We start from the raw sequence: 21,502 nt of genomic DNA, 5'->3' as shown, positions 1-21,502 counted from the left end.
TGCGCTCCGACAAGCTCCTCCGCAGCTACCGAGCCGCCGTCAGCCTCGCCGCGACGCTCATCTGGATCAAATCAGACTTGATCAACACGGCCTAGCGACTGGAGCCGCGTCGCCGCACCCGCTGCCACCCTCCGGCTCGTTCGCTGCGCTCGCTCCGCCTTCGGAGTGTCCGCGGTCGCGTCGCCACCTCTCCACTCGAGGCCAAGGGCTAAGGGCAATTCGGGGCCTCAATGACGACAGTCTCGCCAGGGCTGACGGGCCGCTTCCCTCCCCCTCTGAGAGGACCTCCTCGGGGACGGTGGGGAGCTCGTCCCTGCGTCCGGTGGAGAGTGCGAGGTGGGGGCTTCCGGCAGCCATGCTGCCGAGGTGTGCGAGTGCACGCCGGCGGAGCCAGATGGGGTCAAAACCGTCCCCGGTGCTCCGCCCCGGAGGCATGGTCGCGCAGTCTCATCACCGAGCGGGGCTCGGTGATGAATCCCGATCTCCGATGGCGACAGAGCGCCAGCCTGACTTCTCAACTGGGCGTCAAGGGGGCCAAAGATGGGGGCAGTTGAGAAGTCGATCGGGCGAAGGGTCGTGACGGTGACTGGGCGGGCTGTAAGGGGCTGCGAAGTGACAACGCCTCCGGGACGGACGTGGGTCCTGGCAGTCGATACTCGGCGCATCGGGCACCCAGGCGCTGCGCGCGCCCGTTGTCGCTGCGGTGCTCGGTGACCGGTTCTGTGACCACCACGGTGATGTCCTGGCCGCTCCACAGTCGCGTCCGATGAGGCGAAAGAAGAGCCCCCCAGCGCCGCCTGCAGCGGCTGTCGCGAGACCTGCTGGCCACGTCATCTCTTCGAGCTGCCGCGTCCATCAGAGGGTGCCAGGGCGCTGACCGAAGAGGCCTGAGCGATGCTCCGGCCTGCGCTGATGCGAGGCGAAAGCGACCGCGTCCCCGCGGCCGCGACGGGGTCTGAGTCAGAGGGCGATACCGCCCTCTGCGTCGCTTCGCTCGAGGCTGTTAACAAGACGCCGATGGGCCTGAAGTCTTGTTAACAGCCAAACCCCGTCTTTCCAACGGTTTCTGACCCCCTTGTTAACAGCCCGAGTCGCCGCTGCGCTCTGACTCAGCCCGTTTCCAAGGATGTTGACTCAAACGAAACCGCTGATGCAGCAGCAAAAATGACCTCGATCCGGCGCTGTAGCTTCGGATGCGAGGGAGAGAAGAAAAGAGCATAAGGGGAGCTGACGCCGGGCTGCGTTTCACCCGTCGCTTCGCTCGGTCGAAACTTGCCCTGCGGTCGGCACAGCCGACAGCTCTTCGGAAGCCCTGAGCCTGTCGCTGCGCTCGGTCTCCTGGCCTTCCTCACCCTCACCGCTGACGCGTCTCGGGCCCTTCGGTAGCTGCAGCCGGTCGAGACCGACGCGGCCGCTGACGCCGGCGCCGAGGACACCGACGAGACGGCCGAGGACACCGAGACCGCCGAGCCTTCGGGCACCGAGGTCGAGTACAGCGGAAAAAGTACCTCGAGCGCGAGGTCAGCGAGCTGCAGGAGCCGGCCCTGGGCGAGCGCGTGCTGCTGGTGGGGGCGCTCGTGTGGATCGAGCCCGGCGCGCTGCACAGCGACCTGTCATAGGTCACCGCGGCGGGTCACGACACCATTCAGGGTGACGGCGACCGAGGAAACTGAGCCGTCCACAGCTCGTCGGCGCGGGCTGCGTAGGTGATCGACGCTTCGGCGTCGTCGTCCTGGGCATTCGTCTCGTAGCTGAGCGGGTCATCGATCATGGATCCATTGCACGAATCATTACCGAAATCATTTCCGCGACTCTTGCGGCCTCCCGGAGCAACATTGAGCTCGAGTGCTGCGCGCGCAAACGGTCGCTCGCACTGTCACGCCGTGTCCCTATGCTCATTCGTGAACCTCTCCGCCACAAGCGCGGCTGCAGTCCTGTCCCTCTTCCTACTCGCCGGCTGCTCAGCTCCCGCTGACCCCGCCTCCGCCGACGCAAACAGCTCCGCGCAGAGCGAGCCCGCGGCGGCCGAGCCGGCCCAGGAGGAAACGCCCGAAGCGGTCGACCTGACGGGGGAGTGGATGCAGACGAACTCCGGCGACGCGCAGTCCTACCAGGCGGCGACCGTCGCCGATGGCGTGATCTCGATTGACTGGGTCAACGACGAGGATCAGTCGCGCGCTGTCTACTGGGTCGGCACCTACGAGGCGCCGGCGGACGCTGCGACCTCGTTCAGCTGGGACTCGGTCAATGACCACTCCAAGACCGACAGCGCGCTGCTGGCGTCTTCGGACGAAACAAAGACCTTCAAGTACGTCGACGGCATTCTCAGCTACTACGTGACCGCGATGGGCGTGACGAGGACCGTCGAGCTCGAGAAACAGTAGGTCCGCGCATTCGTCCGGGCGCGAGCTAGCGAGCTAGGTGGGCAACGTCGACGCGCCAATCATCAGGGTGTCGAGGGTTCACCGGGAAAGGGCAGGCCGCCAATTTGGCCCGCCGTGGCTCTGAGGCCCCTGACAACCCGCGTTGAGCAGCGTGCGAGTGCGACAGAGTACGGCGTGCGCGTCGCAGACGGTCACGACATCCGTAAGCGCCGCCTACAAGAAACAGCGAGACCCCCTGATCCACGTGTGTGTGTGGGGGGGGGGTCTGCGTCGGCAAGCCTACCGCGCTCCGCGCATCCGTCTAACAAGGCGGTGGCGGTATTCGTGGGCAGGTATGGCCCTCGTCGGTCGGGGCGCAGCCGACAAAGCTCGCATGGAGTCCTCGGTCCCACAGTCGCCTGAAACCTATACGCCCTCGAAGAGTCAGCGCTAAGGGCGCCATCGTCGCGCTCCCGGTGAGGACTCACGCGTAGGTCGCCTCCTTCTCCACTCCTCTGGCGGAAGGCCGGAGGCGAGTTGGAGACACATGTCAGCACGCCCCAATAGTCGAGCATCGCGTAAGGTGTTGCCCGGTAGCTAGGGCTGGAACAGTGCCCCGAGCGCCAACTCGAGAAACCCACGCTTCGGCGTGGGTTTCTGCGTTGCCTGCCGCATGGCCTGCGCCCGCTTTACGTTGGGGACACCCGATGCGGTCGTCTCGGAACGATCGGGCCCCTCCTCCGATCCAATCTGGTGCGGTCAGCGGTTCGGCAAGCGCGTGCCGTCGTGGCATCGACCTCAGCGCTGAGACGCCCGAGTGTGAGATGTCGGTGGTACCTGGGAGCATGTGGGTCTAATCGAAAACTGAGTGTTGTCGCGATGACGGCTAGCTCGGCGCGGAGACACTCCCGCGCCACGACCAAACAGTCGTAACGGGCACAACGATGGGCAAGGGACCCGTCGGAAGCACTCCTCACACCATGAGGAGATGTCCCTTTGTCTATATCCACCACTACGCCCGTGCGCAGTTTGGCCGAGGCTGTCGCCAGCTCTGAACTGCTCGACGCTCTGATCCGGCCGGACACGCTTGCCGATCGACTTGGCACCACCGAGCGCAACCTCAGCGAGTGGCGTATTACGGGCCGTGGTCCCAGGTACATTCGGGTCGGGCGTTCGGTGCGCTACCGGCCCGAGGCAGTGGATGCGTGGCTTCTCGCCCAAGAGCACGCGAGCACGGCGGAAGAAGCCTGCTGACGTGGGGACGATCAAGGCGTACGCCACGAAGAACAAGGGTCGGCTCTACGAGGTCTGGTACCGCAAGCCCGATGGCACTCGAGGTCATGATCGCGGTTTCAAGCTCAAGCGCGATGCTGAAGCGCACCTCGCGTCCGTCGAAGTCGCCAAGCTCAGGGGTGGGTACATCGACCGTGCGGACGCCAAGGTGACTGTCGCTGAGATCGGCGCCGAGTGGCTTGTGCGGCATAGGGCCAAGGTGACGGTGAGTTCGCATCACTCCGTTGACAGTGCATGGCGCGTGCACGTGCTCCCACGATGGGGCCACTATGCCGTTGGCGCCGTTACCCGACGCGAGGTCGAAGCGTGGCTAACGGATCTCGGCCGCACGCGCTCTCACACCACCGTCGCGCGAGCACGCGACCTGCTCGCCGGCATCTTCGACGACGCCATCGAAGACAACAGGGTGCTCAAAAACCCTGCTCGCGGGCTCACGATCAAGAGAAAGCCCATCCCGGACGAGGTGTTTCTCGACCACGCGCAGGTCGAAGAGCTCGCGCTCGCATCCCGATACCCAGACCTGATCCGTTTCCTCGCCTACACGGGGCTCAGATGGGGCGAGGCGACAGCGCTCCGGGTGCGGAACGTTGATCGTCAGCGCCGCCGAGCTCACATCCGGGAAGCTGTGGCGGACGTCAACGGCACGCACCACCTGGGGTCAGTGAAGTCGCACGAGAAGCGCTTGGTCGCCTATCCAGAGTTCCTGGACGGTGCCATCGAACGTGCCTGCCGAGGCAAGAGCCCGGACAGCCGGCTCTGGGAGGGGCCCAACGGATCGTACCTCCGGCCTGGAAACACCTACAGCGGGTGGTTCGCCGGCGCGGTGCGTCGTTGCATGGACGCCGATCCCACCTTCCGTCGTGTAACCCCGCACGATCTGCGTCACACCGCTGCGTCTCTCGCCATCAGCGCGGGGGCCAACGTCAAGGTCGTGCAGCGCATGCTCGGGCACAAGTCCGCGAAGGTGACGCTGGACACGTACGCATCCCTCTTTCCGGATGACCTCGACAACGTCACCGCCGCGTTGACGCACAGGCGTACAGAGCAGCTATCGCGAGCTGACTAACGGGTTCGGAGGAGCGCGGCTCGTGGTGCATTTTGGTGCACTTTTAGGTGTGGGTGCCCGTGCGCAAGTGTGAGCTTGCCCGCGCAGATGTGCACGAGAACGAGCAGAAATCGCGAAGGTAGCCTCCTTGCAATGCCCGCGAAATGGGTTCAAATCCCACCGTCACCGCCACGAAAACCCCCGGTTACCCGGGGGTTTTCTGCATGTGTGGGGCGTGTGTGGTGCGGTCTTGGTGCGGATCTGGGTCGTGCTGTCAGCCGCGGTTCTGCGGCGAGCCCGGCCATGGCTGCGGCGGGTATCGCTTGTAGTAACGCTTCCAGGCGAACACGTTCGCAGCACCTGCGAGAGCTACCCACAGCCCCAGGAGTACCCAGGGCAACGGGGCGCCGGGCTCGCCGAGCGCATGTAGCAGCAACAGTCCCGCCACGGGGTAGCAGAGAACGCCCGCGATCATGAGCTGGTGGTTTCGCCGACGAGCTGCAGGATCCGTCGGTGGCTGAGGTGTTTCCATAGTTCGATGCGCCTCCGAACCCATCATCGGGGTAGGGCCGCGACCGTGCATAGGCTCGGCGGCCAGCGCGGCACTGACTGTCGGAATGCTCGTCTCGTGGGCGTTCGCTGCCTTCGGGTCGCTGACGAGATCGACGACGAGCTCCGGCAGCGCGCTCGAGAGGGCCTGCTGTTGCAGCATCCCACTGTGGAGGCGCTCAACACGCTGGGAACCCTGGAGCTAGAGGATGAGGCGCGACGACTGCGACGCCTGAACTCGTCTGGCGGAGTCGATCCGTGCGGGCACGCGCGTCGAAACTGGGCAGGCGATTCCAACTCCTGATTGCGGCATTCCTGCTGGTCGTGGTCCTCGGACTTGTTCGTATGATCTGGGCGATTGCTCTGGGGCAGGAGTTCTGGTCAGGGCTGATCGGCGGCGTCGGTGGAGGGGCGGTTCTCTTCGTCATCCTTTCCTCCCTGCACCGACGCCAAACTCGCGACGAGCCGCCTGCGGGAGGCTGAACCGATCCGGCTAGGGTCAGGTACACCCGCAGCACCAGCTGCGACCGGGGCTTCTGCGTTCGCGCTGGCGAGCCTTGGCCGAGGAATTCTCATCCGTTTGGGCGATTCGCTTCTTCGACTGCGCTCATAGGCTGGCCATGCCTTGAGGAGGGTGGCATGACCGACGTTTCCGTGCATTTCGACACGCTTCGCTCGTCGGCAACCACGATCGGTGCGGCGGGCCGCGCTGTGAGGAACTCCGGCGAGCTCGGATACGTCAGCGAGAGCGTGATCGGGTCGAACGAGGTCGCGTCTGTTCTGCAGGATGTCGCTACCGAGCACAGCATTCGCGCGGCGGTCGCGAGCGAGACGTTGGTGACCGTTGGTCGGCGCCCGGAGGCATCGGCGAACGAGTTCACTCAGCTCGACGGAGTCATGGCGTACTGATGGTCGACCGGAATGACCCTGGCGCCGGCGACCCTTCCGCGATGGCTGCCATGGCCGACGACTGGGGAGAGCGGGCAGAGAGCATCCGTTCGTCGCAGACGAGCGTTCGTTCCGCAGCGGAGGCGGCATCCGGTTCGTGGTCGGGCGAAGCTCACGATGCTTTCCAGCGCCAGGTGGCGGCGGTGGAGCCCGATCTGCTGGTGCTGGCGACGGGCATGAGCGCCGCGGCCGGTGCGCTGAGGGGATATGCGGAGGTGGTTCGCGCGATCAAGGACGAGCAGGACTCGCTCGCCCGGCGCCGCGCTGTTGTCGCGGATGAGCGCGAGGAGCTCCGTGGCCAGCTGCGGGTTGCGCGGGCGGAGTCGTCGAACAATTACGTCTCGTTTCCCGAGCCTGTTGCTCGCGCTCGTGCGTTGGAGATCGAGCTCGGCGACGCCCGGGATGCTCTCGACGCCGTGGAGGCGGAATGGGATGCGCTGTGCGAGAGGCGTGCCGCGGCCGACGACGCGCTGATGTCCGCGCTGTCATCCCGAGACGTTCGAGGCGCGCTGGGAGTGTTCGCTCGCGGGGGTGCTGCGGCTATCCCACGCGGCGGGCTGCTGACGCTGGTCGCGTCGCTGTCGGAGGCGGACCTTCGGGCGCTCGTCGCCGTGCACCCGGAAGTCCTCGACCTGATCCGCAGTGTCCCTCCGGCGGAGGTCGCGACCTGGTGGGGCGCGCTCGTCGACGGAACCCGGACCCTGCTGGTGAACGGTATCCCCGAGTTGATCGGAACCCTCGGTGGCATCCCGGCTGTCGTTCGCGAAGCGGCGAATCGTCTCGTGGCCGCGGCGAATCTGGAGGGCCTCCTGCGGGAGCGAACCCTGCTCACCGGTGAGGGGCCGCCGATCCTTAGCCCTCTCTCCAGGCTGGCCGACCCGTGGTTGTTGAGGCAGATCATCCACCAGTTCAACGAGCAGCAGTACGTTGATCGCCTTGCCGCTCTTGACTCCGAGATCGCCTACCTCGAGCGCGTGGTGGCAGGAGACGTGTCGCTCTACCACTACGACCGGGACCGGCAGCAGATCATCGAGATGTTCGGTGACGTCGGGAAAGCGGATGTCATCATGAGTTTCATGCCCGGGACCAACACGACGATGGAGAGCTTCTACTCCTCCACTGGTGAGGAAGGGATCACCGCGCTCACCGAGCTGGTTGTTGACGAGGGGCCCATCGGGGTTGATGTCGCCGGATTCGTTCTGAAGCAGGGATTCTTCCCCCACCTCGCGCCCGAGACAATTGTCACGCAGGGACCACAGGTGAACTTCTGGGCGCTTCCTCTCGGCAGTCGGTACGCAGCTTTCGAGAACGAGCTCGACGTCGTCGTGGGCGACACGCCGTTGATGTCGCTAGAGCACTCCTTCGGGACCGCCATCGGCGGTGCGGCGGAATCTGCGGGCGCCGATTTTCAGGCACGCGTGCTGCTAGGTGGGATCGGGATGCTGGAGGGTTGGGAAGCCCGCGACGGCACTGAGTACTACGCCATTCAAGGCCCCCATGACGTCAACCGTTATCTCGACGGCGTGCAAGTCGGCCCGCTGGGGTATGCCATCGCCCCATCGCATGAGAATGGCATCACTGAGCTCGATTCCGGGATAACCGCGGGGGATCCCATCGAACAACATAACTGGCTATTGTCAACAGACGCGCAGCTCAATCCGCGCACGCGCCGTGAGGTCAACCGAATCTTGTACGAGCTAACACGATGAGCCGCCGTCGGGCCGTCGGAGTTGCCCTCGGGATCCTGACAGCGCTGCTCATAACGGGCTGTACATCAGGAGAGCAGATGACACTCGACGAGGCACGCGCAATGACCGAGACGGTGATGCAAACGATCGCTGATGAAGTTCCAGGCGGCACTATCGAGGATTTCTCCGCAGAATCGCCCTACCTGGCCTGCGGAGAAGGCGCATACATCTACAGCGCCCGGTGGGGGGTGACGCCAGACCGGCCCTTCGATGGTGCGGATTTCGTTCGCGACCTCCCCGACCGTCTGGGCGAAGATTTCGTCGTCGACGAGAAGGTCGTCGACATTTCGTTCCCGGCGGTCGCTCTGAACCATGCGAGCGGGATCATCCTGGATGTCATCGTCGCCGGCGTCGATGGGGCCGAGGTCGTTGACGTCTACGCGATCGCTCCATGTGCAAGAGGTGAGCTGCCGGGGTGAACCGCGGGCTTCCCGGTCCTCGCGGAAGCGGCGGGGCGTTGAGAGGGCTCAAGAATGTCGCGGCCACGGCGATCCTCATTTTGGCTGCAACGACGATGACGGGGTGCGTGATGGCAAGTGGGCCGACGATCGATGAGGTGCGTGCTGATACGGACGCGATGATGCAGCGCGTCGCGGATGAGGTTCCCGGCGGGGTTCCGGAGGTTCGGCCGTCCGACTCGCCCTATTGGAAGTGCGCCGAGAGCTCTTTCTACTACTCAACGCGCTGGACAGTTGCCCCCGAAGAAGGGTTCAACGGTCCGGCCTTTATCGAAGCGCTCCCGGCTCGTCTGGGCGACGGGTTCCGCAAGTTCGAGACGGTCGAGGTATCGGTGCCCGCCATCGCATTGAAGCACTCCAGCGGTATGCTCCTCGACGTCCAAGTGATCGATCTGGATGGCCGCACGGTCGTCTCCCTGCTGGGCGTCTCTGCGTGTGGTGAAGGGAAACCGCCGGCGGAGTAGCCGAAACCGCCTGTCGCGGCGGTTGTCCAGGTGGGACGCAATGCCTCGCATGGCTCCGACCGACAGATGACCCAGTGGGTATTGACCGGCATAACGATGGGGGGTGTGAGGGGATGCCGCCGATGAGCCTTCGCGCGACCTCACCTAGACGCGTCTTCTCGGCCATTGTTGTTCTGGTGCTGGCCGCTATGACGATGGTGGGGTGCGCGATGGCGGATCAACTGACGCTCGAGCAGGCGAAGGCTGAAACCGAGGTTGTCATGCAGCAGATCGCGGACGAGGTCCCGGGCGGCGTTGTGGAGGTCGCCACCCCTGACCCGACCCACCTCGCATGCGGCGACGAGACGTACTACGCCACTCTTCGTTGGGGCGTGACGCCGGGGCCTGAGTTTGACGGGGAGGCGTTTGTCGATGCCCTCCCCGGTCGCGTCGGCAAAGACTTCGTGGTCGCTGAGACCGTGGACATCACATCACCTGCTGTCGCTCTCGATCACGCCAGCGGCGCCCTGCTCGACGTGAAAGTTCTCGAGGTCGACGGAGGCATTGTCGTCGATCTGCTCGGTCTGACTCCCTGTGGGGTGGGGGAGCCTCCGGCGAGATGATCTCGACCTTTGCGACACGACCGGGCGGCGCAGACGCCGCTTCCGCGATGCCTCACTGGAGGCGGGCGAGAGGCGTCGCGCTTTCGGCACTCCTCACGTTGGCGGCGACGACGATGGCGGGGTGTGCGATGGCAGGACGACCGACGCTCGAGCGGGCGAAGGCTAAGACTCAGGCCGTGTTGCAGCAGATTGCGGACGAGGTTCCCGATGGTGTTGTCGAGGTTCGTACCCCTGATTCGGCTTACCTGGCCTGCGACGGTGGCGGGTATTACTCGATCAACCATTGGGTTGTCACGCCAGGGCCCGAGTTCGACGGTGAAGCGTTCGTCGACGCGTTGCCCGCGCGATTGGGTGATGGCTTCGTTGTTGCCGAGGTGGTGGACATCAAGTCCCCGGCCGTGGCCCTCAACCACGTCAGCGGCGCGGTCCTCGACGTCGTGGTTCTCGAGTCGGACGGCGGTGTTGTTGTCGACCTTCTTGGACTCACGCCATGCGGCGATGGCGAGCCGCCGACCGAATGAGCAGCGAATCGATGAGGCGGTCCCGTGCAGTGTCGGTCACTGCAGTTCTGACGCTGGCGGGCATGACGATGGTGGGGTGCGCGATGGCAGGAAGACCGACGCTCGAACAGGCGCGAGCGGATACTGAGGCAGCGATGCAACGAATCGCGGACGAGATCCCCGGAGGTGTCGTCGAGGTGCGAACTCCCGACTCGGCTTACCTGGCTTGCGATGGCGGCGGGTATTACTCCATCAACCGTTGGGCGGTCACTCCACAGCCTGGTTTCGACGGCGAAGCATTCGTTGATGCGCTGCCCGGCCGCCTTGGCTCTGATTTCGTGGTCGCCGAGACGGTGGACATCAGGTCCCCAGCCGTGGCCTTTGATCACGCCAGCGGGGCTGTCCTCGACGTCAAGGTACTGGGAGTTGAAGGAGACATTGTCGTGGATCTTCTCGGTCTCGCGCCATGCGGTGATGGCGATCCTGAGGGAGTGTGATGGGGTGTCACCTGCGAACGGATTTTCTTATGACAGCCACGCGCACCTCGTCGGCCGCCCTCATCGGCGCGCTGGCAGCCGTGGCCCTGTCGGGGTGTGCAGTGGCGGAGCGACCGACGCTCGAAGACGTGCGGGCTGAGACCGAGGCTGTCATGCAGCAGATCGCGGACGAGGTTCCGGGTGGGGTTGTGGAGGTCGCCACCCCTGACCCGTCTTACGTTGCGTGCGGCGACGACACGTACTGGGCCACTCTTCATTGGGGGGTCACGCCGGGCCCCGGGTTTGACGGGGAGGCGTTCGTGGAGGCTCTTCTTAGTCGCTTAGGCGAGGACTTCGTGGTCGCTGAGACGGTGGACATCACGTCGCCCGCCGTCGCTCTGGATCACGTCAGCGGTGCCCTGCTCGACGTGATAGTTCTCGACGTCGATGGAGGCCTCGTTGTCGACCTGCTCGGTCTGACTCCCTGCGGGGTAGGACAGCCTCCGGCGAGATGATCCCCACCCTGGAAAGACCACCGTACGGCGCAAACGCCGCTTCCGAGATGCCGCCCTCGAGGCGCGCGAAAGGCGTCGCGCTTTCAGCGATACTCGCGTTGGCAGCGACGACGATCACTGGTTGTGTCATGACAGGTCGGCCGACGATCGATGAGGTGCGTGCTGATACGGACGCGATGATGCAGCGCGTCGCGGATGAGGTTCCCGGCGGGGTCCCGGAGGTCCTGCCGTCCAACTCGCCCTACCTGGAGTGCGCCGAAAACTCCTTCTACTACTCGACGCGCTGGACCGTTGCCCCCGAAGCGGGGTTCAACGGATCGGCCTTCATCGAAGCGCTCCCGGATCGTCTGGGTGACGGGTTCCGCGAGTTCGAGACGGTCGAGGTATCGGTGCCTGCCATCGCATTGAAGCACTCCAGCGGCATGATCCTCGATGTCCAGGTGATCGATCTGGACGGCCGCACGGTCGTCTCCCTGCTGGGCGTCTCTGCGTGCGGTGAAGGGGAACCGCCGGCGGAGTAGCCGAGACCGCCCGTCGCCCATGGCCACCCCGCGCCCGTCCCGCTCAGATCGCGAACCGCTCGCCGATCATCTCGAGCGAGGCATCCCAAAGACGCGGTCCGTCGGTGAGGTCGCGGAACGGCGCCCAGAACTCCTGGCGACGCGGTGCACCCGCGATGACGCGACGTGGGCCGTAGAACTCGTCGCCGCGGGAATCGGGGCCGGCTGCCGCGACCAGCGCGGGCTCCGCCGCGCCCGGCACGGTGCCGGCGAGCCCCACGCGCGAGAGCGCGACGATCAGCGCCCGGCCCGGAGACGCCTTCGCCCGGCCGATCCCGGGCTGCGCCGCGAGCAGATTCGTCGGGCTGACGCCGGGGTGTGCGCTGTTGCTCGACACGCCCCATCCGCCGGCGCGGCTGCGCGCGTCGAGCTCGCGGGCGAAGAGGGCGACGGCGATCTTCGACTGCCGGTACGCGGCCATGTCGTCGTAGCCGCGCCGCCAGTCGAGGTCGTCCCAGTTCAGCCCGCCCGAGCGGGCCGCGACGCTCGTCTGGTGCGTCACGCGCGCTCCGCCGGCGCGCAGCAATGGCAGCAGTCCGAGGGTGAGCGCCACGTGGCCGAGGTGGTTCACGCCCCATTGCAGCTCGAAGCCTTCCGCGGTGGGTCGCCGTGAGCCGGGGTGCATCACACCGGCGTTGTTGACGAGCAGATCGACGGGTCGGCCCGCCGCCACGAGGTCGCGCGTGAACGCGGCGACCGAGTCGAGCGAGGCGAGATCGAGCGGACGCGTCGTGACCTCGGCGCCCGGCACGGCACGGCGGATGCCGTCGAGGGCTGCCTCGGCTTTGGCGGGGGACCGTGCCGGCAGGACGACGGTCGCTCCGGCGGCCGCCAGCCGTGTCGCGATCACCCGGCCGATGCCGTCGGTCGCGCCGGTGACGACGGCGAACCGTCCATGCAGGTCGGAGAGGGGAGCGGTGCCGCGGGTCATGGTTCCTCCGTCGTTCGCGCGGACCGGGCGGTCCGCTCGTCCCATGCTGATCGCGGCGCGCGGCGGCATCCAGAGCCGGCTCATCCACTGATCGTCAGGTCGCCCCTGCGCCGGCGCCGATGACGGCCAGCAGCTGCAGCTTGTCGTGACTCTCGCTCCCGGGCGCCGCGGTGTAGACGAGCAGGCGGTGCGACTGATCGGGGTCGAGGAGGGTCTGACACTGCAGCTCGAGCGCGCCGACCTCCGGATGCCGGAACCGCTTGACCTCGGGCGGAGCGATGCCGACCTGCTGGGCATCCCAGAGAGAGCGGAACTCCGCGCTGCGTTCTCTGAGCGACGCCGCCAGCGCGGCCGCGCGCGACGACGGGCCGCGCAGTGCCACGATCTCGCGCAGACCTCCCGCGTACACCCGGGAGAGGACCTGATGCTCCGCCGCGTCGTACGACTCTCGCGCCGACGGGTCGGTGAACCAGCGGTAGCCGAGGCTGCGGGCATCTCCCGTGTGCCGGGTCGCATCGCCGACGAGAGCGATGCTCAGCGGCGTCTGGCGCAGGGTCTCGCCGAGCTCTGTCACGATCTCCGCCGGAGTGTCGTGCAGCCGATCGAGGATGCGCAGCAGACCCGGGCTGACGTGATCGCTCGCGGGCCCGCGAGGGGGCGGCGCGTGTCCGGCAAGTCGGAAGAGGTGGTCGCGCTCGCCGAGCGTCAGATGCAGCCCCTGTGCGATCGCGGCGAGCATCTGCTCCGACGGGCGGGGCCCGTTGCCGCGCTCGAGACGGGCGTAGTAGTCCGTCGACATGTTGCAGAGGGCGGCGACCTCCTCGCGGCGCAGCCCCGGAGTCCGGCGGCGCTCGCCCCGCTGCAGCCCGACATCCGAGGGCTGCAGCGCCTCTCGCCGCATCCTCAGGAATGCGGCGAGCGTGTCTCGATCGATCATGTGTCGTTCGCCTTCCCGGTCACGCGGTGCGGCCTCTGTTCTACCGGTCGGGGGGCCTCGCAGCCAGGACCTGCTGCTCCACCCCTCGCCGCCCGTCGGCGGTGCTGCGTACGCCTTCGCTCAGGTGGTGCTCGCCGTCACCGACTGATCGCGGATCTCCTCCTCGGGAATGACATCCGCTGGCGCGGCTACATCGCAGTGGCGATGTGCCGAGGCTGCGAGATCGAGACGATCGGTGAGTGCCACGGTCGAGAAACATGACAGCAGCAGGTCCGGAGCGGAAGAGCCGCCGTCGTCGGCGGCGTCTGGTCGGCGCGACCGTCGCGGTGGGTGCGCTCGCGGCGGTGACAGTCGTCGGCGTCTTCGCACTCGACGTCTACGGCCCCCGGTTCGGCGTCTACCTGGTTCCTCCGTCGGTGCAGAAGTACGCGGAGATCGCCGTCGAGCGCCTCGACCGTGGGTATCACACCGACAGCGCCGAGTGGCCGCCGGTTCGCGCCGCGCTCCTCGAGGCCGCGGCGCATGCTTCAACGTACGCCGAGCTGTATCCCGCTCTCGGGGAGGCGGTCGCGGTCGCCGGCGGGCCGCACTCGCGCTTCATCCCCTCGGGCGAGGAGCGATCCGCCGAGGCGACCGCGTCCGTGCCGGCGCCGACGGTGAGTTCCGAGGGCGGCATCACCACGGTCGTGCTGCCGGAGATGCTCTCCACGGATGCGGACGACCAGGACGCGTACGCGATCACCGTCGCAGACGGGATCGACCGGGCTGCGGCGGGCACGTGCGGTTGGATCGTGGACCTTCGCGGCAACGTCGGCGGCAACATGTATCCGATGCTCTCGGGGGTGACGGCGCTGCTTCCTGACGGGCCGGCGCTGTCGTTCCGCGACCGGCACGGCAGTGACGCCGTCGTGACGGTGCGGCCGAACGGGGTGGCACTGGGCGAGAACGTCTTCGTGGACGTCGGCGACCGAGCGAAGGCGACCGGAGTGCCCGTCGCGGTGCTGCAGGACGACAGAACGGCATCGAGCGGCGAGTCCGTGCTCGCATCCTTCCGCGGAGTCGACGGTGTCCGCACGTTCGGCACGCCCAGCGCAGGCTACACGTCGGCGAATGCGAGCACGACGCTCTACGACGGGGCCACGCTCGTGCTCACGGAGAGTGCTTACGTCGACCGGACCGGTCGCAACCACGACGAGCGAAGCATCGACCCGGACCAGCCGGCGACGGCATCCGCGTCAGAGGACGAGGCGCGCGCGTGGCTTCGCGAGCAAGGATGCGGTGGATGATCCGCGCCTTTCGCTGACGCTTACTGGCGCTGGCGCTGGCTCACCGGAAGCCACAGCATCGTCTGCTCGTGGATGATGAACCCGCCGGGAGGAGTGTCCGGCTCGTCAGCCTCCATCGCTCCGCCGCGTGAGCGGAGTTCGTCGATCGCGGCGCTGCGCCGCCTGACCAACTCGGCCACATCCGTGCGCCCGTCGAGATCGCGCATCAGCTCGGCCGTCATCCGATCGCGCTCGACGGCGATCTCGGCTGCCACGTCCAAGTGCGCCAACTCGACCCCGTTGTCGATGTCTGTGGTCATCGAGCCACCGCGTGCCCTCATGAGCCGGACGACGATCGCTGCGATCGCTGCGAGCACAGCGCCCAGAAGATAGAGCATCCGGATGCCCCCGTCGGTTACCACCCAGGCCACGGCCGCGGCGGCGATCACGAGGACTGCGAGCAACGTGCTCTGCAGAGCGACCGGTCGCCCGAGCGGTCGGCCACCGGCAGCCGCCACGGCCGCCAGAGCCCCGATCCCCACGACGACGCTGACGATCCCGCCGGGAACCACCGTGTTCTCGATTCCGAGGCGGATGCCGTTGAGCATGCCGATCGGCAGCACCGAGAGCAGCAGCAAGACGAACACGACGCGCAGGATCACTCCGCTGTGCGGGTCACGTGCGCCGAAGCGCTCACGAAGATGTGCTGTGACGCTGCGCCGTGCGGCGTTGCTGGCCGCGGCACCCTCGTGCCAGAGCCGGTCGACCAGGTCGCCCAGGCCCGCCGAGCGCAGAACCGCGGCGTCGACGTCCGCCCGAGTGAGGCGCTGGTGGGGCCGTGCGCCGAAGTCCAGGCCGGCCAGGCCGTTGGGAGACGAATCGGGACGAGATTCAGGCATCTGCCACCTCGATGCTCGCGAGCAGCTCTTCGGCCAATGGCATCGCGAGAGCCGATGCAGCAGGCGGGAGGGGCGACATCTGCGCGACGGCGAGCCTCCCGCCGAGCGCGAAGATGTACATCGCCCGGACGGTCTGGATGACGCGTGGTGCGCCCTCGTTGGGTCCATCGTCGATGACAATCGTCAACCGCCAGGCAGGCATCCCATGGAGCTCGAAGGGAACCGCCACGGGCTCCCACGCCGAGGGGGTGGCGGCCAGAGCGATTCGAACCGCGTCGGACTCGTGCGTGACGGCGGGCAGTCCCGGGACCAGCAGGGTGAGCGCGGCGTAGAGGCCGGCATCGGGTTCGCACAGCAGCAGGACGGAGCCGGACTGGGCAGCCTCGCGAGTGAGGACGGCCAGCTCGGCCGCCGTGAGGATGTCGCGGATGACCGACTCGTCGCGCCCCTCACACAGATCGTTGAGCCATGGCAGAGCATGCTCGCGATCAGGCACAGCCGACCAGATCCTGCTGTCGGCCGACAGCGACAGCTCAGGCACGTCGTTCCCAACGCACGGTCGAGACGATCGCATGACTCAAGGCCGTCATAGCGGAGATCCCCTCCTCGTCGACTGCAGCTGAATCTGCCGCCGCCAGCATCTCCGCACGCAGGAGCAGACCGTGCGCCGGCTGGTCGGGGACGGGTAGCAGGTAATTCAGGGCGGTCGTGGATATCTGACCGTTCGTCACCGTCACGTTCTCGTTACTACGCCAATGCAGGATTCCGGCGATGTCTCCGAGCGGGGCGGCCCCGCGAGCTGCGATCAGCTGTGCGCCGACCTCCATGATGGACCGGCCGAGCGGCGCGTCCATCCGTGACGCGGTGATCGATAGCGGCAGATAGTCATCGGGAGTGACGTCGACCTGCGCGAACACGCGGATGACGTTCCCCTTGGCCGCAGACGACGTCATGGTCTCGAACAGCTCCTCGAGCTGCGGTGCCAGCACGGCTCGCTGCGCCCCCGGGAGGGCCCGCAGTGAGCGCGTGGCCCGCTCGCGCAGCTCTTCCCCACTGGGCGCGAATGAGCCCCACCCGCCCGGGAGCACCAATGCGAAGCCCGGAACCTGTGGCGACGCGCCGACAAGCTCGGCTCGGAGCGACATCTATGACCTTTCTGGCGAGGTACGCGGTCGAGCCTATCGAGCCTGCGGGGCCGGGCCCGCCAGCACCGACTTGGCGTTCTGTCCGAGGCCGGCGAATTGCTGGATCGCCTGCATCGAGCCCCAGAAGCCCTCGGCAAGGGTCGACGGCATCGTCCCCGGCGCGAAACCCCCGAGATTGCGGAGGCTGTTACCCCAGTTGCCGGTCCACTCGATGGTCTGCCACGCCGCCTTCGGACCGAGAAACAGCCGGAACATGTTGCGGGTGTTCATGCCGTGGTTTGCGAATGCATCCGGCAAACGGGTGCGGAACAGGAGGTCGTCGATCTGTGCGAAGCCGGCGCGGGCATCGATGAACTCCGAGAACGTGAGGCGCATCGTCCGGGTGAACCGAGAGACGTCTCCGGCCGCATCGAACAGGGTCGTCACTTTCGCGAGCTTCCCGAACGGGAGGACCCCGAAGATCGCGAGCCCCACTTCACCCCACGAGCCGCGCCCGGTGTGCAGCCGCGCAAGCTCGCCGAGGAGCGAGATCACGCCGATGATCGCCGCCGCCGCGGCCGCGATCGCTGCCAGCGGTCCGGTCACGACCAGCGCGACGATGAAGAGGATGACGCCCACGATCGCCAGGACGAACAGCAGGCCCTCGATGAACGGCATGGCGTTGTCCCAGAATCCGTCGGAGACGCCATCCTCGTTGACACGCTCCAGGCGGTCGACGGCTCGGTCGTACGCCGCCTCCCACGATTCGACCGGCGCGTCGTAACGCGACCAGTAGCTCTCGAACGTCTCGAGCGCGTTGTCGAAAGCGGCCCGTTCGCCTGCTGCGGACGGGCGCGGACCGAGCTGCTCGACGTCGTTGCGCTCGTCGCGTTCGTAATCGCGCACCTCGCCTTCGGCGCTCTCCAGCGCCCGCGAGGAGGCGTTGACCTCGGCCCATGCCGCGGCGGCGTTGTCGACCAGCGTGTCGGTGCTGGACTGCACCTCCTCGAGGGCGCCGGCGTACCAGACCAGCGCTTGCCCGCTGGGACGGTAGCGGGACGCCGCCGTGGAGAGATCTGCGTGCACCTCTTTCGCCTGATCGCGGATCGAGGTGAACGAGTCGCCGCGGCCGACGGTTCCGTCTGCGAACAGCTCGAGCGTGCGAGCGGCCGACGCCATCTTGTCGCCGAGCTCCTGGATCGCTTCGCCGCGTGTCTTGATGCTTCCCGGGGCGCCTGCGATTTTCTCGAGTCGGCGGCCTCCGGGAGTCGCCGGCATCGATTCGGACTGGTAGCGGTAGTCGTCGTGGCTCATCATTCGCTCGATTCCAGGGACGCCGCGAGCTCGAGGTCGACCTCAGCCCATGCCTCGCGGCTGTCGTCGATTCGCTTCTTCATCTCTTCCAGGTGACGACGCTGCGTCTCCCGCTTGTCGTTCCATTCGGACTCGAAGGCGCTGGCCGCCGCGGCGAGCGTGCCGTCCCCCCGCGGCCGGTCGATCGCCTGTTCGAGAAGGTTCGTCTCGGACCCGGCGTCCGCGTACTCGGCGATGATCAGCGCGAGTGCCGTGCTGAGCTCTTCCATCGATGCAAGCGGAATCTCTACCCCGTCGCCTGCCATGTCGTCCCCCTGTTGTCCGTGAACATCGTCCTGCGCGCCGCCTAGCGTATGCGTGGTCGTGGCTTCGGTGCCATGGGGAGTTCTCCCCATGACTCCGGCGATGCCGCGCGGGGAGGAGACTGATGGCATGGTCCGTCAGCTCAGCGCGCGTCGTCTCGCCGTCGCGGTCGCTCTCGCCTCGCTCGCGGGGTACCTCGACGGCTGCGGCTTCATCCTGCTGGGCGGCTACTTCGTCTCGTTCATGACCGGCAACACCACCCGCCTGGCGGTCGACCTCGCGCACGTCGATTGGTCGGCCGCGGGCCTCGCGGCTGCGCTCATCACAGCGTTCGTCATGGGCGTCATGGCGGGCACCGCGCTCACCTCGCCGGCATCCGACCGCACCGTGCACATCCTCGGCGTCATCACCGCCTCCGCGGCGCTCGCGGCCGCGCTGGCTCCCACGACCGCGCCCGCCGCCGCCGGGTCGCTGCTGGCGTTCGGGATGGGGGCGGCCAACACCGTGCTGGCGCAACGACAGGATGTCGCGTTCGGGGTCACCTACATGACTGGAGCGCTGGTCAAGGTCGGCCAGGGCGTCGTGCGGGCGCTGCGCGGCGGGGACCGCTGGGGCTGGTCCCGTCACCTGCTCATGTGGGCGGCCGTCGCCGCGGGGGCGGTGGCGGGAGGCCTCGCCTCGTCGCTTCTCGCGTCGAGCGCGTTGTGGATCGCCACGGGTGCTGCCGGCGTGCTCACGGCGGCTGCGGCCGTGTTCCGGATGCGGCGCGGTCGGGCGCGGACCCCATAATGCTTCGCCCGCTCGGGCACCAGCCCTTTCCGCCGGATCCGCGCCGCCCCTAGCGTTGAGGCATGGCGCGCGACGACGAACAGCCGGAGGACCTCTACACCGCCCCGATCACCCTCCCGGGTGCGGCAGGCGCCGACGGCGAAGACACCGATCTCGAAGTTCCCGAGATCAGCTACGACGAACAGCGCTACCCGGCACGCCCGCGGCGACTGCGTCCGCGCGACCAGTTCCGCGGCGGCAGCGTCCGCCGCAACATGACCGACCCGCGGACGGCGAACGGCAGCAACCCCTCGTACGTCGAGTGGCTCGTGCGGCAGTCGATGCTCAAGGATGCCGACGTGCTGGCGCGTCAGCTGTCGGGACAGCCCGCCATGTGGCGGAATCCATACGCCCGTCCTGACGCGCGCCGGGCGATCTCGACGACGGACGTGTGGTTCACCGCCTATCCGATCTCGCTCATCACCCGCCCGGGGCAGTCGTTCCTCGCCGCCCTCGGCGACGACGCGCTGTGGTCGGTGTTCGAGCGCATCGGCATCACCGCGATCCACACGGGCCCGGTGAAGCGGGCCGGCGGCATCACCGACTGGCGCGAGACGCCCAGCGTCGACGGTCACTTCGACCGCATCAGCACGTCGATCGATCCCGCATTCGGCACCGAGGAGGAGTTCCGGACCCTCTGCGACGTCGCCGACGCGCACGGCGGCAGCGTGATCGACGACATCGTGCCGGGTCACACCGGCAAGGGGGCGGACTTCCGCCTCGCCGAGATGGGCTTCAAGGACTACCCGGGGATCTACCACATGGTCGAGATCCCGCCGGAGGACTGGCACCTGCTGCCCGACGTCCCCGAGGGATACGACAGCGTCAACCTCGACCCCGCGAACGAGCACGAGCTCGCCGAACGCGGTTACATCATCGGAGCGATGCAGCGGGTCATTTTCTACACCCCGGGGGTGAAGGAGACGAACTGGAGCGCCACGGCGCCCGTCATCGGCCCCGACGGCGCGACCCGGCGCTGGGTCTACCTGCACTACTTCAAGCAGGGTCAGCCGTCGATCAACTGGCTCGACCCGACCTTCGCCGGCATGCGGCTGGTGATCGGCGACGCGCTCCACTCGCTCGGCGAGCTCGGGACCAGCGCGCTGCGCCTCGACGCCAACGGCTTCCTCGGTGTCGAGAAGAGCGCGGAGGGCCTTCCCGCATGGTCGGAGGGGCACCCCCTCTCGCACGCGGCGAACCACATCATCGCGGGCATGGTCCGCAAGGTCGGCGGCTTCACGTTCCAGGAGCTGAACCTGACGATCGAGGACATCCGCGACACCGGAGCGGTGGGCGCCGATCTCTCGTACGACTTCATCGGACGCCCGGGCTACCACCACGCCCTGGCGACCGGTCAGACGGAGTTCCTCCGTCTCGCGCTGACCTCGTCGCTCGAGCTCGGCGTCGCGCCGGTGCAGCTCGTGCACGGCATGCAGAACCACGACGAGCTCACCTACGAGCTCGTGCACTGGGCGACGCGGCACGGCGACGACGAGTACCGCTTCCGCGGACGCGACATCACGGGCGGCGAGCTCGCGGAGGAGATCCGCGCCGACCTCACCGAGCACCTCACGGGCACGGCCGACTACAACCGCGTGTTCACGCAGAACGGCATCGCGTGCACGACGACGTCGCTCATCGCGGCATCCCGCGGCATCGCGCGCCTCGACGACATCACCGACGCCGACGTTCCCGGCATCCGCGACGCCCACCTGCTGCTGTGCGCGTACAACGCCTGGCAGCCCGGGGTCTTCGCCCTGTCGGGCTGGGATCTCGTCGGCATGCTGACGGTGCCCGCCGACGAGGTCGCCGACCTGCTGGGCGCGGGGGACACCCGCTGGATCGAACGGGGCGCGCACGACCTGCTCGACGCCGACCCGACCGCCATGCGCTCGGCATCGGGGATGCCGCGCGGCCGCGCCCTCTACGGAGCTCTGCCCGCGCAGCTCGACGATCCGGACTCGTTCGCGTCGCGGCTGTCGGGCATCCTCGACCTGCGCCGCGAGCACGGCATCGCGACCGCGTCACAGGTCGACATCCCCGAGGTCGCCCATGCCGGGATGCTCGTGCTCGTGCACCGGCTCGACGAGGGCGATCCTCACGCGGACGCCGCGATGCAGGTGACGGTGCTGAACTTCTCGCCCGAGCCGACGGAGGGCACCGTGCGCTCCGAGCAGCTCGTACCCCGCAGCGAGGTCTACGACGCCGCGTCGGGCGAGACCATCGGGCGCGTCGACGACCTGCAGAGCTTCAGCGTCTCGCTGCCCGGCTACGGCGCGAAGTTCCTGGTGCTCCGCGCTCCCGAGCCCGTCGAGGACTGAGTCCGCGATACATCCGTCGGATCGGTGGTGCTGGTGTCGCCTCGGCGGGCCGTTCGGTA

The 21,502-nt window shown here is 67.4% G+C and carries 24 protein-coding genes; 15 read left to right on the top strand and 9 right to left on the bottom strand.

All coding sequences use genetic code 11. The features are described from left to right. Positions 1 to 1,645 precede the first annotated feature (1,645 nt). Positions 1,646 to 1,771 (bottom strand): hypothetical protein, encoded by a 126-nt coding sequence (locus ACI2K6_RS15360; RefSeq protein WP_274179311.1) that lies wholly within the window; start codon positions 1,769 to 1,771, stop codon positions 1,646 to 1,648. 130 nt (positions 1,772 to 1,901) lie between these two features. On the opposite strand from ACI2K6_RS15360, the gene ACI2K6_RS15355 reads away from it, so the two are divergent. The 3 genes from ACI2K6_RS15355 (at position 1,902) to ACI2K6_RS15345 (ending at position 4,722) form a co-directional block, all read left to right on the top strand. Next, positions 1,902 to 2,384: a hypothetical protein gene (locus ACI2K6_RS15355; protein WP_274179310.1), complete on the top strand. Its 483-nt coding sequence runs from the start codon at positions 1,902 to 1,904 to the stop codon at positions 2,382 to 2,384. A 999-nt stretch (positions 2,385 to 3,383) separates the two neighbouring features. Next, the gene (locus tag ACI2K6_RS15350; protein WP_337994964.1) at positions 3,384 to 3,617 is read left to right on the top strand and encodes a helix-turn-helix domain-containing protein; all 234 of its coding nucleotides are present in this window, start codon (positions 3,384 to 3,386) and stop codon (positions 3,615 to 3,617) included. Between the two features lies 1 nt (position 3,618). Beyond that, a complete protein-coding gene (locus tag ACI2K6_RS15345; protein ID WP_274179309.1) occupies positions 3,619 to 4,722 on the top strand; it encodes a site-specific integrase in 1,104 nt (367 codons plus the stop codon). Positions 4,723 to 4,975: 253 nt separating this feature from the next. Here ACI2K6_RS15345 and ACI2K6_RS15340 read toward each other — a convergent pair whose 3' ends face one another. Continuing rightward, positions 4,976 to 5,176, bottom strand: a complete 201-nt coding sequence (locus tag ACI2K6_RS15340; protein ID WP_282501630.1) for a hypothetical protein — start codon at positions 5,174 to 5,176, stop codon at positions 4,976 to 4,978. Positions 5,177 to 5,889: 713 nt separating this feature from the next. Between ACI2K6_RS15340 and ACI2K6_RS15335 the strand changes: the two genes are divergently transcribed. The 9 genes from ACI2K6_RS15335 (at position 5,890) to ACI2K6_RS15295 (ending at position 11,482) form a co-directional block, all read left to right on the top strand. Next, positions 5,890 to 6,159, top strand: coding sequence for a hypothetical protein (locus ACI2K6_RS15335; protein WP_282501629.1), 270 nt, complete (start codon positions 5,890 to 5,892; stop codon positions 6,157 to 6,159). Positions 6,160 to 6,200: 41 nt separating this feature from the next. Next, positions 6,201 to 7,907, top strand: a complete 1,707-nt coding sequence (locus tag ACI2K6_RS15330) for a hypothetical protein (protein ID WP_323986726.1) — start codon at positions 6,201 to 6,203, stop codon at positions 7,905 to 7,907. Between the two features lie 77 nt (positions 7,908 to 7,984). Then, positions 7,985 to 8,365 carry a hypothetical protein gene (locus ACI2K6_RS15325; protein WP_274179305.1) on the top strand — a complete coding sequence of 127 codons (381 nt, stop codon included), beginning with the start codon at positions 7,985 to 7,987 and terminating at the stop codon, positions 8,363 to 8,365. 38 nt (positions 8,366 to 8,403) lie between these two features. Further along, the gene (locus ACI2K6_RS15320) at positions 8,404 to 8,868 is read left to right on the top strand and encodes a hypothetical protein (RefSeq protein WP_282501627.1); all 465 of its coding nucleotides are present in this window, start codon (positions 8,404 to 8,406) and stop codon (positions 8,866 to 8,868) included. A 122-nt stretch (positions 8,869 to 8,990) separates the two neighbouring features. Continuing rightward, the gene (locus ACI2K6_RS15315; RefSeq protein WP_274179303.1) at positions 8,991 to 9,470 is read left to right on the top strand and encodes a hypothetical protein; all 480 of its coding nucleotides are present in this window, start codon (positions 8,991 to 8,993) and stop codon (positions 9,468 to 9,470) included. 176 nt (positions 9,471 to 9,646) lie between these two features. Continuing rightward, positions 9,647 to 9,991: a hypothetical protein gene (locus ACI2K6_RS15310; RefSeq protein WP_282501625.1), complete on the top strand. Its 345-nt coding sequence runs from the start codon at positions 9,647 to 9,649 to the stop codon at positions 9,989 to 9,991. Positions 9,992 to 10,053: 62 nt separating this feature from the next. Next, positions 10,054 to 10,467: a hypothetical protein gene (locus tag ACI2K6_RS15305; RefSeq protein ID WP_282501624.1), complete on the top strand. Its 414-nt coding sequence runs from the start codon at positions 10,054 to 10,056 to the stop codon at positions 10,465 to 10,467. 29 nt (positions 10,468 to 10,496) lie between these two features. Next, the gene (locus ACI2K6_RS15300) at positions 10,497 to 10,961 is read left to right on the top strand and encodes a hypothetical protein (protein ID WP_282501622.1); all 465 of its coding nucleotides are present in this window, start codon (positions 10,497 to 10,499) and stop codon (positions 10,959 to 10,961) included. After that, on the top strand, positions 10,958 to 11,482 hold the full coding sequence (locus ACI2K6_RS15295) for a hypothetical protein (RefSeq protein WP_274179299.1): 525 nt from the start codon (positions 10,958 to 10,960) through the stop codon (positions 11,480 to 11,482). The genes ACI2K6_RS15300 and ACI2K6_RS15295 overlap by 4 nt, the downstream gene beginning before the upstream one ends. Before the next feature lie 43 nt (positions 11,483 to 11,525). Here the strand turns inward: ACI2K6_RS15295 and ACI2K6_RS15290 are convergent, their stop codons facing one another. Both ACI2K6_RS15290 and ACI2K6_RS15285 read right to left on the bottom strand, forming a co-directional pair. Next, positions 11,526 to 12,536 carry an SDR family oxidoreductase gene (locus ACI2K6_RS15290; RefSeq protein WP_404568972.1) on the bottom strand — a complete coding sequence of 337 codons (1,011 nt, stop codon included), beginning with the start codon at positions 12,534 to 12,536 and terminating at the stop codon, positions 11,526 to 11,528. Between the two features lie 10 nt (positions 12,537 to 12,546). After that, complete coding sequence (locus ACI2K6_RS15285; protein ID WP_323986724.1) at positions 12,547 to 13,389, bottom strand: helix-turn-helix transcriptional regulator; 843 nt, start codon at positions 13,387 to 13,389, stop codon at positions 12,547 to 12,549. Positions 13,390 to 13,646: 257 nt separating this feature from the next. Between ACI2K6_RS15285 and ACI2K6_RS15280 the strand changes: the two genes are divergently transcribed. Beyond that, the gene (locus tag ACI2K6_RS15280) at positions 13,647 to 14,675 is read left to right on the top strand and encodes a S41 family peptidase (protein WP_404568971.1); all 1,029 of its coding nucleotides are present in this window, start codon (positions 13,647 to 13,649) and stop codon (positions 14,673 to 14,675) included. Between the two features lie 20 nt (positions 14,676 to 14,695). Here ACI2K6_RS15280 and ACI2K6_RS15275 read toward each other — a convergent pair whose 3' ends face one another. From ACI2K6_RS15275 to ACI2K6_RS15255, 5 genes are read right to left on the bottom strand one after another with little or no spacing between them, the layout of a single operon-like run. Further along, complete coding sequence (locus tag ACI2K6_RS15275; RefSeq protein WP_404568970.1) at positions 14,696 to 15,553, bottom strand: hypothetical protein; 858 nt, start codon at positions 15,551 to 15,553, stop codon at positions 14,696 to 14,698. Continuing rightward, the gene (locus ACI2K6_RS15270; protein ID WP_274179294.1) at positions 15,546 to 16,094 is read right to left on the bottom strand and encodes a hypothetical protein; all 549 of its coding nucleotides are present in this window, start codon (positions 16,092 to 16,094) and stop codon (positions 15,546 to 15,548) included. Before ACI2K6_RS15270 ends, ACI2K6_RS15275 begins: the two co-directional genes overlap by 8 nt. Continuing rightward, positions 16,087 to 16,698 carry a hypothetical protein gene (locus ACI2K6_RS15265; protein WP_274179293.1) on the bottom strand — a complete coding sequence of 204 codons (612 nt, stop codon included), beginning with the start codon at positions 16,696 to 16,698 and terminating at the stop codon, positions 16,087 to 16,089. Before ACI2K6_RS15265 ends, ACI2K6_RS15270 begins: the two co-directional genes overlap by 8 nt. A 33-nt stretch (positions 16,699 to 16,731) precedes the next feature. After that, complete coding sequence (locus ACI2K6_RS15260; protein WP_404568969.1) at positions 16,732 to 17,994, bottom strand: hypothetical protein; 1,263 nt, start codon at positions 17,992 to 17,994, stop codon at positions 16,732 to 16,734. After that, positions 17,991 to 18,296 (bottom strand): hypothetical protein, encoded by a 306-nt coding sequence (locus ACI2K6_RS15255; RefSeq protein WP_274179291.1) that lies wholly within the window; start codon positions 18,294 to 18,296, stop codon positions 17,991 to 17,993. Before ACI2K6_RS15255 ends, ACI2K6_RS15260 begins: the two co-directional genes overlap by 4 nt. Positions 18,297 to 18,423: 127 nt before the next feature. Here ACI2K6_RS15255 and ACI2K6_RS15250 point away from each other — a divergent pair, with 127 nt between their 5' ends. After that, a complete protein-coding gene (locus ACI2K6_RS15250) occupies positions 18,424 to 19,083 on the top strand; it encodes a YoaK family protein (RefSeq protein WP_274179290.1) in 660 nt (219 codons plus the stop codon). Positions 19,084 to 19,145: 62 nt separating this feature from the next. Beyond that, entirely contained in the window at positions 19,146 to 21,443 is a 2,298-nt protein-coding gene (gene treS / locus ACI2K6_RS15245; protein WP_354451924.1) for a maltose alpha-D-glucosyltransferase, read from the top strand. Positions 21,444 to 21,502: the final 59 nt, after the last annotated feature.

The organism is Microbacterium sp. NPDC006705 (assembly GCF_044903545.1).
GTDB classification, from domain to species: Bacteria; Actinomycetota; Actinomycetes; order Actinomycetales; family Microbacteriaceae; genus Microbacterium; species Microbacterium plantarum.
The sequence above is the reverse complement of the archived record's forward strand: the minus strand, read 5'-3'. Positions and strand labels throughout refer to the sequence as shown.

Bases quoted from the DNA above. Each gene is read 5' to 3' on its own strand.
- ACI2K6_RS15360 (WP_274179311.1), bottom strand. From the start codon at position 1,771: ATGATCGATGACCCGCTCAGCTACGAGACGAATGCCCAGGACGACGAC.
- ACI2K6_RS15340 (WP_282501630.1), bottom strand. From the start codon at position 5,176: ATGATCGCGGGCGTTCTCTGCTACCCCGTGGCGGGACTGTTGCTGCTA.
- ACI2K6_RS15335 (WP_282501629.1), top strand. From the start codon at position 5,890: ATGACCGACGTTTCCGTGCATTTCGACACGCTTCGCTCGTCGGCAACC.
- ACI2K6_RS15330 (WP_323986726.1), top strand. From the start codon at position 6,201: ATGGCTGCCATGGCCGACGACTGGGGAGAGCGGGCAGAGAGCATCCGT.
- ACI2K6_RS15325 (WP_274179305.1), top strand. From the start codon at position 7,985: ATGACACTCGACGAGGCACGCGCAATGACCGAGACGGTGATGCAAACG.
- ACI2K6_RS15315 (WP_274179303.1), top strand. From the start codon at position 8,991: ATGAGCCTTCGCGCGACCTCACCTAGACGCGTCTTCTCGGCCATTGTT.
- ACI2K6_RS15305 (WP_282501624.1), top strand. From the start codon at position 10,054: ATGACGATGGTGGGGTGCGCGATGGCAGGAAGACCGACGCTCGAACAG.
- ACI2K6_RS15300 (WP_282501622.1), top strand. From the start codon at position 10,497: ATGACAGCCACGCGCACCTCGTCGGCCGCCCTCATCGGCGCGCTGGCA.
- ACI2K6_RS15295 (WP_274179299.1), top strand. From the start codon at position 10,958: ATGATCCCCACCCTGGAAAGACCACCGTACGGCGCAAACGCCGCTTCC.
- ACI2K6_RS15290 (WP_404568972.1), bottom strand. From the start codon at position 12,536: ATGAGCCGGCTCTGGATGCCGCCGCGCGCCGCGATCAGCATGGGACGA.
- ACI2K6_RS15285 (WP_323986724.1), bottom strand. From the start codon at position 13,389: ATGATCGATCGAGACACGCTCGCCGCATTCCTGAGGATGCGGCGAGAG.
- ACI2K6_RS15280 (WP_404568971.1), top strand. From the start codon at position 13,647: ATGACAGCAGCAGGTCCGGAGCGGAAGAGCCGCCGTCGTCGGCGGCGT.
- ACI2K6_RS15275 (WP_404568970.1), bottom strand. From the start codon at position 15,553: ATGCCTGAATCTCGTCCCGATTCGTCTCCCAACGGCCTGGCCGGCCTG.
- ACI2K6_RS15265 (WP_274179293.1), bottom strand. From the start codon at position 16,698: ATGTCGCTCCGAGCCGAGCTTGTCGGCGCGTCGCCACAGGTTCCGGGC.
- ACI2K6_RS15260 (WP_404568969.1), bottom strand. From the start codon at position 17,994: ATGATGAGCCACGACGACTACCGCTACCAGTCCGAATCGATGCCGGCG.
- ACI2K6_RS15255 (WP_274179291.1), bottom strand. From the start codon at position 18,296: ATGGCAGGCGACGGGGTAGAGATTCCGCTTGCATCGATGGAAGAGCTC.
- ACI2K6_RS15250 (WP_274179290.1), top strand. From the start codon at position 18,424: ATGGTCCGTCAGCTCAGCGCGCGTCGTCTCGCCGTCGCGGTCGCTCTC.
- treS (WP_354451924.1), top strand. From the start codon at position 19,146: ATGGCGCGCGACGACGAACAGCCGGAGGACCTCTACACCGCCCCGATC.